The sequence below is a fragment of the Actinophytocola glycyrrhizae genome (assembly GCF_042653545.1).
GTDB classification, from domain to species: Bacteria; Actinomycetota; Actinomycetes; order Mycobacteriales; family Pseudonocardiaceae; genus Actinophytocola; species Actinophytocola glycyrrhizae.
On sequence record NZ_JBHSIS010000020.1, the window covers coordinates 575,560 to 592,687 of the forward strand.

General features: G+C 72.3%; 6 protein-coding genes. 5 read left to right on the forward strand and 1 reads right to left on the reverse strand.

The features are described from left to right. The first annotated feature begins 547 nt into the window (after nt 1–547). From ACFPCV_RS30870 to ACFPCV_RS30890, 5 genes are all read left to right on the forward strand, one after another. Entirely contained in the window at nt 548–1,738 is a 1,191-nt protein-coding gene (locus tag ACFPCV_RS30870) for an MFS transporter (RefSeq protein WP_378059995.1), read from the forward strand. Beyond that, complete coding sequence (locus ACFPCV_RS30875) at nt 1,738–12,126, forward strand: MupA/Atu3671 family FMN-dependent luciferase-like monooxygenase (protein WP_378059997.1); 10,389 nt, start codon at nt 1,738–1,740, stop codon at nt 12,124–12,126. Before ACFPCV_RS30870 ends, ACFPCV_RS30875 begins: the two co-directional genes overlap by 1 nt. Before the next feature lie 779 nt (nt 12,127–12,905). After that, nucleotides 12,906–14,168, forward strand: coding sequence for a quaternary amine ABC transporter ATP-binding protein (locus ACFPCV_RS30880; RefSeq protein ID WP_378059999.1), 1,263 nt, complete (start codon nt 12,906–12,908; stop codon nt 14,166–14,168). After that, nucleotides 14,168–15,169: an ABC transporter permease gene (locus ACFPCV_RS30885; RefSeq protein ID WP_378060000.1), complete on the forward strand. Its 1,002-nt coding sequence runs from the start codon at nt 14,168–14,170 to the stop codon at nt 15,167–15,169. Before ACFPCV_RS30880 ends, ACFPCV_RS30885 begins: the two co-directional genes overlap by 1 nt. 169 nt (nt 15,170–15,338) lie before the next feature. Further along, a complete protein-coding gene (locus ACFPCV_RS30890) occupies nt 15,339–16,250 on the forward strand; it encodes a glycine betaine ABC transporter substrate-binding protein (RefSeq protein WP_378060002.1) in 912 nt (303 codons plus the stop codon). Nucleotides 16,251–16,432: 182 nt separating this feature from the next. Here the strand turns inward: ACFPCV_RS30890 and ACFPCV_RS30895 are convergent, their stop codons facing one another. Further along, the gene (locus tag ACFPCV_RS30895) at nt 16,433–17,062 is read right to left on the reverse strand and encodes a TetR/AcrR family transcriptional regulator (protein ID WP_378060003.1); all 630 of its coding nucleotides are present in this window, start codon (nt 17,060–17,062) and stop codon (nt 16,433–16,435) included. Nucleotides 17,063–17,128: the final 66 nt, after the last annotated feature.

The window sequence follows — 17,128 nt, forward strand, 5'->3', positions numbered from 1 at the left end:
CCACCCCCAAAGGGGCTCCCTGCCATCCCGTCGACCTGGCGAAGCCCGATCACGCCGTGTCAAGGGGGCCAGAAGCCCGAATCACAACATGCGGAAATCGGCCCCCTTGGCGCGGTGTGATAGCCCCTGGGAGGTCGACGGGATGGCAGGCAGACCCGAACCCAACCGCAGCCAACCTCCCCCTCCGCCACCCCCGAGACCTGCCCGTCCGGCGAGGACAACCCACAACGCGAACCGGAACCAGGCAACGCACCCGACCGAAAACCGATCCGACGCGACCAGCACACGACGACCGACCGCCCACTCACACCGACTTCACGGAATGACAGTGCGGCGCGCATCCTTCTGGTGTCTCACCGTGCCGTGCTCCGGTGCGAGGGGCGGCCATCTGCCGACCGGTGGCCACTGAATCGGACTACTCGGGCAGACTCTGACCGGCCTATCGACGTTGCTCGGTTCGTCCTGAAGTGTCCGTGCTCGACCCCGCCGGCAGGCAACCTGTGCGACCTTGGTGGCCACCTCGCCGTCGAGCCCACCGGGAGCGCCGTTGACAGGCCCGCCACGCAACTTCCTGGTGCTGGTGTTCGGCTACTCGTGCTCCGCCTACGGCAACTACCTCAACCTCGTCGCTCTGAGCCTGTACACGCTGGCCGTGACCGGTGGCCCGCTCGGTGTCGGCATCGTCATGGCCCTGCGGCTGGGCGCCGGGTTCGGCGCCGGTCTCGTCGCCGGCCGGCTGGTGAACCGGTTCGACCGCAGGCGTCTGATGATCGGCACGGACCTCGTCCAGGCCACCGCCATGGTGGTCCTCGCGGCTGGCCAGGGGAACGTCCCCCTCCTGGTCGCCGCCGCCGTCGTGCTCGGCGCGGGCAACACCCTCTTCACCGTCGCGCTGCGCAGCAGCGTGCCGGCGATGGTCGGGCAGGAGCAGCGGGTCAAGGCCAACGGCAGGCTCGTCACCGGCCGCTCCCTCGGCACCGTCCTCGGCTTCGCGAGCGCCGGGATCGTCGTGGCGGCAGGCGGGTTCGACGCCGCCTTCTACGTCAATGCCGCGTCGTTCGTGGTCTCCGCGGCGGCGCTGGCCGCGCTCCGCCTGCCCACCCGCACCGAGGACCACCCGGCCACCACGCAGGCACATCCGGTGAAGGGCAGGCTCCTGGCGATCGCCGGTCCGGTCATCGTGCTGATGGTCGCCGTGCGCGGCGCCGACGCGTTCGGGTCCGCGTCGCACAACATGGCCATCCCGCTGTACGCGAACCAGCTCGATCCCGCCGACCCGGCGTTCGTGATGAGCCAGTTCTGGGCGTCCTGGGCGATCGGCACGCTGCTCGCGCACCAGGTCGTCCGCCGCGTGGCGCTGGGGGAGCGGGCGTTCGCGCTCGGAACGTGCCTGATGGCGGTGAGCTTCGTGCTCGCCTTCGCCGTGCCGGCCGGGCCCGCGCTGATCGGGGTGGCGCTGCTGGCCGGTCTCGCCGACGGCTTCACCGAGATCGTCTACACCTCCCGGCTGCAGGAGGCCCCCGACGAGCAGCGCGGCCGCCTGTTCGGCATGTCCGCGACCGCGGAGACCGCGGGCTTCGCGGTCGGGATGGTGACCAGTTCCGCCGTGCTGGAGGTCGCCCCCGCCCTGACCGTCGTCACGATGTTCCACGGCGTGGCGGTGCTCGCCGCGATCGGCCTGCTGGCCGTCACGTTCACCCGACGCCGCACCGCGGCACCCGTCGTCCAGGAGTCGTGATGTCCGCAAGACCGATGGCGTTGTCCGTCGGCGCCCCGTTGACCCACACCGACGACGACCCGCCGGACGCCTGCGCCGCGTTGCTGCTGGCCGCCGCACGCCACCCGGACAGCGCGGTGATCACGGTGACCGCGGCCGGCCACCCGGACCGCGTCGCCTACCCGGAGCTGCTGCGGCGGGCACGGCACCTGCTCGGCGGCCTGCGTGCCCGCGGCTGCCGCCCCGGGGACGCGGTGGTGCTGCACGGGCTGGCACTGCCGGACTTCTTCCCCGCACTGTGGGCGTGTCTGCTCGGCGGCCTCACCCCGGCCGTGATCGCCGAGCCGATGCCCGAGGACCCGCCGCCCGCCGCGGTCGAGCGGTTCGCGCACCTCCTCGGGCTGCTCGGCGGCCCCCTCGTGCTCACCGGTCCGGACGCCGTGACCCGGCTGCGCGCGCTGACCGGCGAGGACGGCACGGTCGTCGGCGTCGGCGAGTGCGCGGCGGCGGAACCCGCCGACCCGCACCGGCCGGACCAGGACGACGTCGCACTGCTCATGCTGTCCTCCGGCAGCACCGGCCCGCCGAAGGCGGTGCGGCTGACCCACCGCGGGCTGGCCGAGTTCGCAGCCGCCACCCGCCGCGTGTTCGACGTGCGGCCAGAACACACCAGCGTCAACTGGATGCCGCTCGACCACAGCGGCGCGCTGCTGATCTACCACGTGCTGGAGGTGTTCGTCGGGGCCACGAACGTGCACGCCCCCACCGACCTCGTCCTCGGCGACCCGCTGCTGTGGCTGGACCTGCTCGCCGAGTACCGCGCGCAGCACAGTTGGGCACCCAACTTCGCCTACCAGCTGATCGCCGACGCGCTCGACGGCGTACCCGTCGACGGGGACCGCACATGGGACCTGACGCCGGTGCGCACCCTGCTCAACGGCGGCGAACAGGTGACCGTGGCGGTCGTGTCCCGTTTCCTCGACGCGACGCGGAGGTTCGGCATCCGCGACGACTGCGTGCGGCCCGCGTGGGGGATGGCCGAGACCACCACCGCGATCACCCTCGGCCGGTACACCCCGGCCGCGGTGCACCGGGTGCTGAAGTCGAGCATGCGGGGCGAGTTGGTGTGGCCGGGTGAGGACACGCCGGACCGGGACTGCGTCACCCTCGTCGCGGTCGGGCCGCCCGCGCCGGGTGCGGAGCTGCGGGTGGTGGACGAGCACGGCGAGGTGCTGCCGGAAGGCCGCATCGGCAGGCTGCAGGTGCGGTCGTGCCGGGTCACGCCCGGCTACCTCGGCGACGAGGACGGCACGCGCGCGTTGTTCCCCGACCACGAACGCACCGGCCGGGCCTGGCTCGACTCCGGCGACCTCGCGTTCATCGCGGATGGCGAGGTGGTGATCACCGGGCGCGCGAAGGAGGTGATCGTCCTCAACGGCCACAACTACTTCTGCCACGAGATCGAGGACGTCGCCGCGGGCGTGACCGGTGTCGTGACGGGGTGGGTCGGCGCGTGCGGTGTGCCCGACGACCGCACCGGCAGCGAACGGCTGCACGTGTTCGTCGGCACCGACGAGCCCGGCCCAGGCCGGCTGGTCGCCGAGGTCCGCGCGGCGCTGTTCGAACGGTTGCGCCTGACCGGCGAGGTCGTGGTGGTGCCGAGGCGGGACTTCCCGAGGACACCGAGTGGCAAGGTGCGCAGGACGGCGCTGCGCGACCTGGCCCGCACCGAACCACCGGTGTCCGACGAGGGACTGGTCGCCCGGGTGGCCGCGGCGTTCGGGTCCGTCCTCGGTCGCGAGGTCGACGCCGACACCCCGTTCTACGAGCTGGGGCTGACGTCGGTGACGTTGATGCGGGCACGTGCCGTGCTGTCCCGCGAGCTGGACCGCGAGATCGAGCAGACCGCGTTGTTCCGCCACCCGACCGTGGCCGCGCTCGCCGCCCACCTCGCGGGCAGGCCGGTCGCGGCACCGGCGACCGGCGGTGCCGCGGCGGCCAGTGGCCGCATCGCGATCATCGGGATGGCGCTGCGGTTCCCCGGCGCGCGGACACCGGAGGAGTACTGGGGCAACCTGCGCGACGGTGTGGACAGCGTGCGGCGCTTCACGCGGGAGGAGGTCGCCGCCGCCGGGGTGCCTGCCAGGATCGCGCACGCCGCGACGTTCCAGCCGGTCGCGGGCGCGCTCGAGGACGTGGCGGGGTTCGACCCCGCGTTCTTCGGGATCAGTCCGCGCGAGGCCGAGCTGACCGACCCGGCGCACCGGCTGTTCCTCCAGTGCTGCTACGAGGCGCTCGAGCAATCCGGGTACGCGGCGCCGGGGCAGCGGGTCGGGGTGTTCGCCGGTGACGGCATGAACCTGTACGGCCACCAGGACAGCCCGGGCGGCACCGGCGCCGAGGACGGCACCACGGCCCTGCAGCGGACGATCGGTGGCGAGCCGGACTTCCTCGCGTCGCGGGTCGCGTACCGCCTCGGGCTGACCGGGCCCGCGGTGGGCGTGCGCACGGCCTGTTCGACGTCGCTGGTGGCGGTGCACCTCGCGGCGCGGGCCGTGTTGTCGGGGGACGCCGACATGGCCGTCGCGGGTGCGGCCGCGGTCCGCCTGCCGCAGGAGGCCGGCTACCGCCACCACCCGGGGTCGATCCTGTCGCCGACCGGGCGGTGCCGCGCGTTCGACGCGGCCGCGGACGGCACCGTCGGCGGGAACGGGGTGGCCGCGGTGGTGCTGAAGCCGCTCGAAGCGGCCTTGGCGGACGGTGACACGGTGCACGCGGTGATCCTGGGCTCCGCGATCAACAACGACGGGACGAGCAAGGTCGGGTTCACGGCGCCGAGCGTGTCCGGTCAGGTGGCGGTGATCCGGGAGGCGCTGCGCCGCGCCGGGGCGCCCGCGGCGACGGTGTCGTACGTGGAGGCGCACGGCACGGGCACCGCCGTCGGCGACCCGGTGGAGTTCGACGCGCTGTGCGAGGCGTTCGCGGGCGCACCACCCGGTTCGTGCGCGGTCGGTTCGGTGAAGCCGAACATCGGGCACCTGGACAGCTGCGCGGGCATGGCCGGGCTGCTGAAGGTCGTGCTGATGCTGCGGCACCGGGAGCTGGTGCCGACCGTCCACCTGCGCACCCCGAACCCCGCGCTGCGGCTGGCGGACAGCCCGTTCACGCTGGCGACCGAACGTCGCGAATGGACGGTCGAGGGCAGGCCGCGCCGGGCCGGGGTGACCGCGCTCGGGGTGGGCGGCACGAACGCGCACGTCGTGCTGGAGGAGCCGCCGAGAGTGCCGGAACGCGAACCGTCGCGGGAGGCCGTCCTGGTACCGGTGTCGGCACCGGACCACGAGTCGCTGACGGTGCTCGCGGGCAGGCTGGCCGAGCACCTGCGGGCGCACCCGGGACTGTCCCCTGTGGACGTGGCGACGACGCTCGCTCTGGGGCGCAGGCATTTCCCGCACCGGATGGCGGTGGCCGGTCGTTCGGCCGCGGAACTGGCGGACGCGCTGGACCGGGTGCGGGCGCCCGCCGACGCCCTCGGCCCGCTGGTGTTCGCGTTCTCCGGTCAGGACGGCGTGCGCACCGGCATGGCGACCGAGCTGTACGAGGCGTTCCCGGTGGTGCGCCGGGTGCTGGACGAGTGCGAACGGGTGCGGCCGGGACTGTTGGCGCAGCTGTGCGGGGGTGAGGTGCGCGAGACGCAGCCGGTGCTGTTCGCGTTCCAGGCGGCGCTGGTGGAGCTGTGGCGGTCGCTCGGGGTGACACCCGCGCTGGTGGCGGGGCACAGCCAGGGCGAGTACGCGGCGATGTACGCGGCGGGCGCACTGTCCCTTGTGGACGGGGTGCGGCTGACGGCGGCCCGCGGCGAGGCGATGGCGGCGACGGAGCCGGGCTCGATGCTGGTGGTCAACGCGGACGGGGTGGTCGCGGCTGAGCTGGCGGCGGGGAGCGGCACGGAGATCGCCGCGGTGAACGGCGCCGGGGTGCACGTGCTGAGCGGCCCGCCGGACCCGGTGGCGGTGGCCGCCGGCCTGGCGCGGCGGCGGCGGATCGCGTGCGTGCGGCTCGACGTGGACACGGCGTTCCACTCGCGGCTCGTGGAGCCCGCGCTGGAGAAGCTCGCCCGGCACGCCGCCTCGGTCGAATGGCGGCCGCTGCGGGTGCCGATGGTGAGCGGTCTGGACGGGCACGTGCTGCCCGCGGGACACGTGGTGGACGGCGACTACCTGTGCCGCCACGCCCGGGGCGCGGTCCGTTTCGACCTGGTGCTGTCCGCCGTGGCGGGCCGGGACGTGCTGGAGGTCGGCCCTGGTGCGGCGCTGTCCCGGCTGGCCAGGCGCGCGGGCGGGCGGTGGCTGTCCACCCTGCCGGGAAACCGGGACCTGCCGGTGGCGTTCCTGCACACGGTGGGCGAGACGTACCGGCGGGGCCAGAAGATCGAGTGGAGTGCGATGACGACATCAGGGCGCCGGATCCCCTTGCCCGGCCACCCGTTCGGCACGAACGGCGCGGCCCCCGCGGCGGGCCGCCTCCCGCGGGTACGGGCGCTGACCGCGCGGACGCTCGGCATGGCCACCGAGGAGGTGGACCCGGACAGGACGTTCGTCGAACTGGGCGGCGACTCCCTGTCGTTGATGAACCTGACCAGGGACCTGGACGAGCAGTTCGGGGTGCGGGTCCCGATCAGAGCGCTGTTCGGGGACGCGGACACACCACGCAAACTGGCGGACCTGCTCGGCCCTGGCCCGGCGGCGGAGCCGGTAGCGGCCAACGGAAGCCAACCGCCACCGGCGACCGGGGCACCGGCCGCCGAACCGGAGCCGGAACCGGTCGACCGAAGCGAACCGCCACCGGCGATCGAGGCACCGGCCGCCGAACCGGAGCCGGTGACCGGCGGCGCCGCCGCTGCCGACCTGCGGGCGCTGGTCGAGCGGCAGCTGGCCGTTGCCGAGCAGATGGTGGACCGGGTCACCGCACTGATGTCCGAACAGCTCGCCGCGCTCAGCCCCCACCCGGCCACGACACCCGCGCCGCCGCGGCAGACCGCCCCGCCGGCAACGGCCCCGGCGGCCCGGCCGGCACCGCCGCCTTCGGCCGCTCCGCCGCCGCACACGCGGCGACCGGGCCCGGCGGCGCCGGGCCGGGCCGCGGCGAGCACACGGCGGCCGAACACCGCCGATTTCAGCCTCTACTTCTTCGGGGACTACCCCGACGAGCAGCAGACCGACAAGTACGCGCTCATCACCGCCGCCGCGCGGTTCGCCGACCAGCGCGGGTTTCACGCGCTCTGGTTACCCGAACGGCACTTCCACTCCTTCGGTGCGCTCTTCCCCAACCCGTCCGTGCTCGCCGCGGCGCTCGCCGCGCAGACCGAGCGCATCCGGTTGCACGCCGGTTCGGTGGTACTCCCGTTGCACCACCCCGTTCGCGTCGCCGAGGAGTGGTCCGTCGTGGACAACCTCTCCGGCGGCCGGGCCGGGCTCTGCGTGGCGAGCGGCTGGCACGCCACCGACTTCGCGCTCGCGCCGGACAACTTCGGCAGGCACCGCGACCTCATGTACACCCACCTCGACACCGTCCGCAGGCTGTGGGCGGGGGAGGCCGTCGAGGCCACCTCCGGTTCCGGTGAGCCCGTCGAGGTCCGCGCCCACCCACGCCCCGTCCAGGCCATGCCGCCGATGTTCGTCGCGGTCGTCGGCAACCCCGACAGCTACCGGCGGGCCGCGGCCGAGAACCTCGGCGTGGTCACCAACCTCATGTCCCAGAGCGTCGACGACCTCGCCGCCAACGTGGCGCTCTACCGCCGCACCCGCGCCGAGCACGGGCTCGACCCCGACGCGGGCCGGGTGGTCGTCCTCGTGCACACCTACCTCGGTGCCGACCTCGACCGCGTGCGCACGGCGGCCTTCGCACCCTTCTGCGCCTACCTGCGCTCCTCCCTCTCGCTGTTCGACCAGGTCACGACGAGCCTCGGCGTCGACATCGACCTCGCGGCCACGCCGGAGGACGACGTCGAGTTCCTCCTCGGCCAGGCCTACCAGCGGTACTGCGAGTCCCGCGCGCTCATCGGCACCGTCGACAGCTGCGCCGGTGTCGTCGCCGACCTCATCGCCGCAGGAGCCGACGAGATCGCCTGCTTCGTCGACTTCGGCGTGGACAAGGACAGCGTGCTCGCCGCACTGCCCGCGCTGGACACGCTGCGTGCCGCGTTCCTGCCGGGGCAGCGCCCGCTCACCGCTGCGCAGCGGCGGATCTGGTTCCTCGACCGGCTCTACCCCCACCAGCGGATCTACCACGAGCCCAAGGCGATCCGCCTCACCGGACCGCTCGACGCGGCCGCTCTCCAGCAGGCGCTGCGGCGCGTCGTCGACCGCCAGCCCGCCCTCCGCACGGTGTTCCGCGAGGACGGTGGCGAGCCGCGGCACGTCGTGCTCCCACACGCCACAGTGGACTGTCCGCTCGTCGAACTCCCCGGCTCGGCCGAGGAGGAGGCGCTGCGCGACGCGTTGCACACCACCGGCCGTGCCGTGTTCGACCTCGCCGAAGGCCCGCTGATCGCCGCCCGGCTCGTGCGCCTCGCCGCCGACCACCACCTGCTCTTCCTGTCCGCGCACCACATCGTGTTCGACTCCGCGTCCACCGCGGTGCTCGTCCGCGACCTCGCCGCCTACTACCGGCCCGGCGGGGACCTCCCCGCGCTGCCCCCGCTCGACCCCCGCGAGGACGCCGCGACCCCGGAGGACGTCGAGTACTGGCGCGCCCGCCTCGACGGGGCGCCGGAGCTGCGCCTGCCTGCCGACCACCCGCGCCCGGCGACCCGCTCCGGCGACGGCGCCGCGCTCACCCGCGAACTCGACGGCACGCTCGTCGACCGTCTCGCGGCGCTCACCCAGGCAAGCGGCAGCACCCTGTTCATGGCCGTGCTCGGCGGTGTCGCCGCCGTCCTCGGGCGGTTCGCCGACCAGGACGACGTGGTCCTCGGCACCGCCGTCGACAACCGGCCCCGGGACGCCGCCGACCACGTCGGCCTGTTCCTCGACACCGTCCCACTGCGTGTCGACCTGTCCGGCGACCCCGCGTTCACCGAGCTGACCCACCGCGTCCGCGAGACCACCATCGACGCCTACGACCACCGCGTGCCGTTCGACGACCTCGTCGGCATCCTCAACCCGGTCCGCGACCCCGGCCGCAACCCGCTGTTCACCGTGATGATCGAGTACGAGAACGAGTCCACTGTGGACTTCACGCCGGAGGTCGCGGCCACGATCCTCGACGTGCCAGCCGACCGGGCGCCGTTCGACCTCTCGCTCTACCTCACCCGGCACGCGCACGGGCTGCGGATCTCCGTCGAGTACGACACCGACCTGTTCACCGCGGACACCGTGCACGGCCTGCTCACCCACCTCGAGACCACGCTGCGGCGCGCGGTCGACGACCCGGCGGCGCCGCTGTCGGCCCTCACCGCCGCCACCGGCGCCGAACAGGCGCGCCTGGCCGCCTGGCAGGGCGAGCCACTGCCCGCGCCACCGTGCCTGCACCACCTCGTCGAGCAGCAGACCGACCGCGGCCCGGACGCCACCGCCCTGATCGAGGGCGACCGCGAGCTGACCTTCCGCGAGCTGGACGAACGGGCCAACCGGCTCGCCAACTGGCTGGCTGCGCAGGGCATCGGCCGGGGAGACCTCGTCGCCGTGCGGCTCGACCGGGGCCCGGATCTCATCGCCGCCCTGCTCGCCGTGCTGAAGTCCGGCGCCGCCTACCTCCCACTCGACCCGTCCCTGCCCCAGGCACGGGTCGACCTCGTCATGGCCGACAGCGCGGCCGCGTTGCTGCTGACCGGGCAGGGCCTGCCCGCCGACGCCGACCTCGGCCCCGCGACCCGGCCGTCGGTTCAGCTCGACGCCGACGACATCGCCTACTGCATCTACACGTCCGGCTCGTCCGGCAGACCCAAGGGTGTGCTCGTGCCGCACCGGGGGCCTGCGAACGTGGTCCGCTGGCAGCTCCGGCACCATCCGCCACTGCGGACACTCCAGTGGACATCACCCGCGTTCGACGTGAGCGTGCAGGAGATCGTCGGGACGCTCGCCGCGGGCGCCTGTCTCGTGCTCGTCGACGACGCGACCCGCCAGGACCCCGCTGCGCTGGCCGCGGTCGCACGCACCCACCGGGTGGAGCGGCTGTTCATGCCGTACACGCCGCTGCGGTACCTGTTGGAGACCCGGCCGAACCTGCCGGACCTGCGGGCCGTGATCTCCGCGGGCGAGCCGATGGTGCTGAGCCAGGGCGTGCGCCGGTTCTTCGCCGAGCACCCGGACTGCCTGCTGTACAACCAGTACGGTCCGACCGAGGGGTCGATCATCGTCACCTCCCACCGAGTGGACCCGGCGCGGGACACCACGCCACCCGTCGGCGCGCCCATCGACGGGGTGACCGTCGACGTGCTCGGCCGCGGAGGCGAACCGGTGCCGGTCGGCGCCGTCGGCGAGATCACCATCGGCGGCCTCGCCGTCGCCGCCGGATACCTGGGCCGGGACGACGAGACCGCCGCGGTGTTCGTCGACGGCCGCTACCGCACCGGCGACCTCGGCCGCTGGCGTGCCGACGGAACCGTCGAGTTCCTCGGCAGGCGCGACGACCAGGTCAAGGTCCGCGGCTTCCGCGTGGAACCGGGGGAGACCCAGCGGGTCCTCGCCGACCTGCCCGGCGTGCGGAACGCGGCCGTCGTCACCAGGTCGGGGCCCTCCGGCGAGCCAGAGCTCGTCGCCTACGTGGTGCTCGACGCGGGCCGCACGCCCGACTCGCTCGCACCCCGCCTCGGCGCCCTGCTGCCGCACTACCTCGTGCCGCACCACTGGGTCGCCATGGACCGGCTTCCGGTCAGCCCCAACGGAAAGCTCGACCGCCGCCGGTTGCCGGACCCCGGTACCGCCGACCAGGCCGGCGCCGCGCCGGACACCGCGACCGAGCGGGCGCTGCACGAGCTGTGGTGCGCTGAGCTGGGGCGCGACGCCGTACCGGCCGACCGGTCGTTCTTCGCGCTCGGCGGGCATTCGCTGTCCGCGGTGCGCCTGCTCAACCGCGTCGGCGAGCGGTTCGGCGCGGCCCCGTCGATGACCGAGTTCTTCCGCGAGCCCACGATCCGCGCGCTCGCCCTGCGGCTCGACACGGCGGCCGTGGTCGACACCGCCCCGCTCGTCACGGTGCAGCGCAGGCTGTGGCGACGGCACCATCAGCGCGTGAACCCGGCCGTCTACAACGTCGCGCACCGGGTCGACCTGACCGGCGACCTCGACGAGGCCGCGCTTCGTCTGGCGGTCGAGGCACTCGTGCACCGGCACGCCGCGCTGCGGACACGCGTCGCCGAACACGACGGCACGCTGGTGCAGGAGGTCCTCGCGCCAACACCGGTCCCGCTCCCGGCCGACGACCTCGACGAACCCGAAGCCGACCGGTGGTGTGCTGACCTCGCCGCGGCACCGTTCGCGCTGGAAGCCGCACCCCTGCACCGGTTCCGGCTCGGCAGGCTGGGCGGGAACCGGTGGGTGCTGGCCGTCGTGCTGCACCACATGGTGTGCGACGGCGTGTCGCTGGGAATCCTGTGGGAGGAGCTCGCCGAGCTGTACGCGGCGGCACGGCAGGGGAGAGACCCGGACCTGCCACCTGCCGTGCCGCACACCGGCTACGCGCGGTGGGAGCACACCGGGCCGTCGCCAGAGCGGCGGGCGGAGCTGGTGCGGTACTGGCGAACCGCACTGTCCGATGTGGACATAGTGTCGTCGCTGCCGGTCGACCGGCAGCGATCGCCGGCCGTGTCCGGTCGTGGCGCGCTGCACGAGTCGGTGCTGCCACGCGAGATCGTCGCGGGCGTCGAGGCCGTCGCCGCCGAGCGGGGCGCCACCCCGTACGCGGTGCTGGCGACGGCGTTCGCGACGTGGCTCGCCGGGGTGTGCGGGACCGAGGCGGTGGTGCTCGCGACGTCCAGCGCGAACCGGGCAGGACCCGAACACGAACGCGTGGTGGGGATGGTCGGCGACGCGGTGCTGGTGCGGGTCCGGCCGGGGCCGGACGCGCTGGAGGAGTTCTCGGCCGCCCTGTTCGGCGGACTGGACCACCAGGACCTGCCGCTGGAGGAGGTGGTCGCGGCCGTGGCACCGGACCACGTCGACCGCCAGTTCCCGACAGTGCTGTTCACCGTGGTCACCACGCCGCCACCCCGGCTGGCGCTGCCCGGCGTCGAGTCGCGGACCACCGGGCTCGTCGTGCCTGGCGTGGCACGCACCGAGCTGTACGTGCGGATCGCCGAGGACCGGATCTACTGGGAGTACTCCACGGACCTGTTCACCGAGGCCACCGTCGTCGGCTGGGACGCCGACCTGCACGCCGTGCTGGCAGGGCTCGTCACGCCGCTGTGAGGGGAACGTGTCAGCTTCAGGGGTACGGAGAGGAAACCGCGGTCCGAGCGCGACCATGCGCCACCCAGCGCCTTGGCGTCCTGCATCTCTGTTCGTTGCCGCAGGCGTTGGCAGGACTCGATCAACATCCGCTGATCGTGACGAAGCTCTGCGGCACAAGGAAATGGGTGGCACGGTCACGCACGTCGAGGTGTGTGCGATGGTTGGCTGCCCCGGAAACGCAGGCGCTGACTCGAACCGAGGAGAACCGGCGAGCCGCGGAAGCTCCACGAGAGTCCAGGGCTGGAAATCGTCCATCACGCCGGCGAAGGTAAACCTTGCGATTTCCTGACGATCCGGATCGGTGAACTCTGCCAGGCGACCGGCAGACGGGCAGATCGGGGCCGGCAAAGCGCTTCGGGCGAGCGCTCGGACCGAGAGATCAGATCGTGTCGTATCCGTGATCGACGTGACCGGGCCGGGTGGCGGGCCGACCGGCCCGCGTCCCGCGTCACCTGGCAATACCCCCGGTACGCAGGTTGTTCTTGCTTACGGGCGGACCTCCGGAGCGCGGGATCCCTCCCTCACTCAGTGAGATCCCCTGACGACCAGGGGTGGTGACACGGGACCCGGACCGGTCCGCGTCCACATCGCACACCCGGGTGTGGGTCCGCCGACTCCGGACTTGTTAGGTTGCGGGACGCGGTTCGCGCCCTCCGGCGCACTCCGACGCCGGTGTGGACCGCGGACAAGGACGCCGGCGTCCGAGGCGGCGTCAACACCGAGAGGTCATTCTGCCTGTGTCATTGATCGAGCTGTCCGAGATCTACAAGGTCTTCGGCCGTCGCCCGCAACGCGCGGTAGCCCGGTTGAGAGAGGGGACCAGTCGCGAGGAGTTGCGCGCGGACGGCCTGACCCCGGCGGTCATCGACGCGTCCTTCTCGGTCGATCCCGGCCAGATCTTCGTCGTGATGGGCCTGTCGGGATCGGGCAAGTCCACCCTGATCCGCATGGTGAACGGTCTGTTGGAGCCCACCTCCGGGGCGGTGCTCATCGACGGCGAGGACATCACGAAGCTCGAGGGGCGCGGTCTGCGGCGCGTCCGGCGCGAGCGGATCAGCATGGTCTTCCAGCACTTCGCACTGCTTCCGCACCGCACCGTCGGTGAGAACGCGGCCTACGGCCTCAAGGTCCGGGGGCTCAACCGCGCGGACCGCGAACAGCGGGCCGACCACGCCCTGGAACTGGTCGGTCTCGGCGGCTGGGGCGGTTCGTACCCGGGTGAGCTCTCCGGCGGCATGCGGCAGCGGGTCGGCCTGGCCCGCGCGCTCGCGGCGGAGACCGACATCATGCTGATGGACGAGGCGTTCAGCGCGCTGGACCCGCTCATCCGGCGCGAGATGCAGGACCAGCTCATCAAGCTCCAGCACGACCTGGGCAAGACCATCCTGTTCATCACCCACGATCTCAACGAGGCGATGCGCCTCGGCGACCGCATCGCGATGATGCGCGACGGCCGGATCGTGCAGCAGGGCACGGCCGAGGAGATCCTCAACGACCCGGCCAACGACTACGTCGCCCAGTTCGTCCAGGACGTCGACCGCACCCGCATCCTCACGGCGGCCTCGGTGATGGAGAACCCGGTCGCGGTGCTCGGCGCGGGCCAGGGGCCGCGCGCGGCCCACAAGCTGATGCGCGAGAACCAGCTCAACGGCATCATGGTGGTGGACCGCAACCACCGGTTGCACGGTGTGGTGAGCGAGTCGGCCGCCGCGGACGCCGTCGCCGCGGGCCGGGACGACCTCGCCGGCGTGCTGGAGCAGCCGGCCAAGGTCACTCCCGACACCGCGGTCGCCGACCTGTTCGCCGCATCGGCGCACAGTGCCACCCCCATCGCCGTCGTCGACGCCGACCAGACCCTGCTCGGCGTCATCGCCCGCGTCACGCTGCTCAGCGCCCTGGGCAGTGTCGCCAGGTCCGCTGCTTCCGATCCCGACATCGGCTCCCCACCCGCTCCCGACTCCGAACTGGTGCACGACGCCACTGTGAAGGGAGCCCGGTGATGGGCGCGGCGAGCGGTTGGGTGCGGGACATGTGGGACGAGCGCGTCGACGGTCTCCCGAGGATCCCCGTCGGGGACTGGATCGACAACGCCTTCGACTGGGTCAAGGACAATCTCGACGCTTTCTTCGACGAGGTCGCCGATCTGTTGCGGGACGCGGTGACCGGCATCGCCGACCTGCTGAACTCGCCCGCGCCACTCGTGCTGGCGTTCGTGTTCGCACTGCTCGCTCTCGCTGTCCGGGACTGGAAGGTCGCCGCAGGCACACTGGTCGGGATGGCGCTGATCATCTCGATGGACCAGTGGGAGAACGCGATGGACACCCTGGCGCTCATCGTGGTCGCCACGTTCGTGGCGCTGGTGATAGCCATCCCCCTCGGTATCCTCGCGGCTCGTTCCGACCGGTTCAGCAGGGTGATCCGTCCGATCATGGACCTGATGCAGACGATGCCTGCCTTCGTGTGGCTCGTCCCGGTGGTCACGCTGTTCAGCATCGGTGTTCCCGCCGGGCTGGTGGCCACCATCATCTTCGCGCTGCCGCCCGGTGTCCGGCTGACCGAGCTGGGCATCCGCCAGGTGGACGCGGAGGTCGTCGAGGCAGGGCACGCGTTCGGCGCGACACCGCGGCAGATCCTCCGGGAGGTCCAGCTTCCGCTCGCCCTGCCGACCGTGATGGCGGGCGTCAACCAGGTGATCATGCTGGCGCTCTCGATGGCGGTCATCGCCGGGCTCGTCGGCGGTGGCGGGCTCGGCAGCGAGGTGACGTCGTCGATCTCGCGGCTGGACATCGGACTCGGGTTCGAGGCAGGCATCTCCGTGGTGATCCTCGCGATCTTCCTCGACCGCGTCACCGCGTCCGCCGGGCAGCGTGGTCCGCGGCGTGGTCTGCTCCGCGGCCTGCGTGCCCGCGTGAGCAGGCCGGCGAGGCCGAAGTCCGCCGGGCGGGCCGACACCACGGCGGCTGCCACCGAGCAGCAGAACGTTCCCGCCGGGACCGGCTGACGGGTGTCGGCCGGACTGACACACCCATCCCCGACCGGGTGGACGCACAGCGTCGGTGCTGTCGCCCACGAACGAGAAGGAGAGGCGCCACGTCCGTCCGCGAACCATCGGAACGGATCGGCGGCGTCGTGATGCCCGCACGAAGAGAGGACGACGAATGACGAGGAAGATGACAGGGAAGCGAGTCGGTGCGGCATTGGCGGCGCTCGGCCTGAGCCTCGGGCTGGTGGCGTGCGGTTCCGACGACGGCGGCGACGGCGGTGACAGCGGTGACAGTGGCGGCGACGGCGGCGACAAGCAGATCACGCTCGGGATCATCCCGTCGTGGACCGACGGCCTGAGCACCGCGTACCTGTGGAAGAACATCCTGGAGGACAGGGGTTTCCAGGTCGACATCCAGGAGCTGTCCGAGGCCGCGCCGCTCTACACCGGCCTTGCCGAGGGTGACGTGGACGTCTACCCGTCCGCGTGGCCGGAGGTCACCCACAAGTCCTACATGGAGAAGTACGGCGACGAGATCGAGGACCTCGGCGCGTACTACGACAACGCGAAGCTCACCATGGCGGTGCCGGAGTACACCGAGATCAGCTCCATCGAGGAGCTCACCGGCAACGCCGACAAGTTCGGCGGCAAGATCATCGGCATCGAGCCGGGAGCCGGTCTCACCGAGGTCACCAAGACGTCCGTGATGCCGGAGTACGGTCTTGACGGCGACTACGAGCTGGTCACCTCGTCGACGACCTCGATGCTCGCCGAGCTGAAGAACGCCGTCGACAGCAATCAGGACATCGTGGTCACCCTGTGGCGCCCGTTCTGGGCCAACAACGCCTTCCCGGTGAAGGACCTGGAGGACCCCAAGGGCGCGCTGGGCGAGGCCGAGGGGCTGCACGAGCTGGCCCGTATGGGCTTCAGCGACGAGTTCCCCGAGGTGGCCGCGATGATGTCGAAGGCCAAGCTCGACGACGAGCAGTACGGCACGCTCGAGGACCTGGTGGTCAACGAGTACGGCGAGGGCAAGGAAGACGAAGCCGTCACCCAGTGGCTCAAGGACAACCCGGACTGGGTGGCGACGCTCAGCTGACCGGAACGGTCAGCCGCCGCGTTCGTCCTCAGTGGAACGGCGGCTGACCACACGACGGTGCTGCGACGAACATCGGCCTCGGCGACTCCGCCGGGGCCGATGTCGCATGTCCGCACCGGGTCGCCACCCCACGGGCGGTCGCCGGAGCGACCCGCGGTCGTGGGCGCCGGTTCCAGGTGGGGTCAGGCGGTGGGTTCGGCCGCGTAGGCGGCGAGGAAGACCCGCACCGCTTCGTCCGCGTAGTGGTTCAGCTCGCGGCGGGGGAACCTGTGGTCGGGGTGGAACATGGCCTTGTTGAGCGGGATCGAGAGAACCAGCCAGTTGAGGTGTTGCGCGGCGAGCACGGGGTCGGGCACCGTGAGCAGGCCGCGGCGGCCGAGTTCCCGGAGCTGTGCCGCGATGGTGGTGTGTGCGCGCTCCAGCGCGTTGGCGAACCAGGTCTTGGCCAGGTCGGGGAATCGCTCCGCCTCGGCGATGATGATGCGGCGGAGCCGGATCAGGTGCGGCTGGGTGACCTCGTCGATGTGCCTGCGCGCGAACTGACGGAGGTCGTGCTCCAGATTGTCCGTTGTGGACAGCGAGGTGAGCATGTCGTGGGTCAGTGACTCGGTCGTGCTGATGTCGCCGGTGATGATCGCCTCGAACAACCGGCGCTTGTCCGAGAACTGCTTGTAGACGGTCTGCTTGGACACGGCGGCCAGTGCGGCCACCTCGTCCATGCTGGCCCCGCCGTATCCCTTGCGCAGGAACACCGACCGCGCCGCGTCCAGGATCGCCTGGCGTTTGCGGGCCGACTGGCTCATCTCGTCCATGACCGCCGATAGTACTGGACCGCCCAGTACCGAGTACTGTACCGTCCAGTTCCGAGTGGAGGGGGA

Bases quoted from the DNA above. Each gene is read 5' to 3' on its own strand.
- ACFPCV_RS30875 (WP_378059997.1), top strand. From the start codon at position 1,738: ATGTCCGCAAGACCGATGGCGTTGTCCGTCGGCGCCCCGTTGACCCAC.
- ACFPCV_RS30885 (WP_378060000.1), top strand. From the start codon at position 14,168: ATGGGCGCGGCGAGCGGTTGGGTGCGGGACATGTGGGACGAGCGCGTC.
- ACFPCV_RS30890 (WP_378060002.1), top strand. From the start codon at position 15,339: ATGACAGGGAAGCGAGTCGGTGCGGCATTGGCGGCGCTCGGCCTGAGC.
- ACFPCV_RS30895 (WP_378060003.1), bottom strand. From the start codon at position 17,062: ATGGACGAGATGAGCCAGTCGGCCCGCAAACGCCAGGCGATCCTGGAC.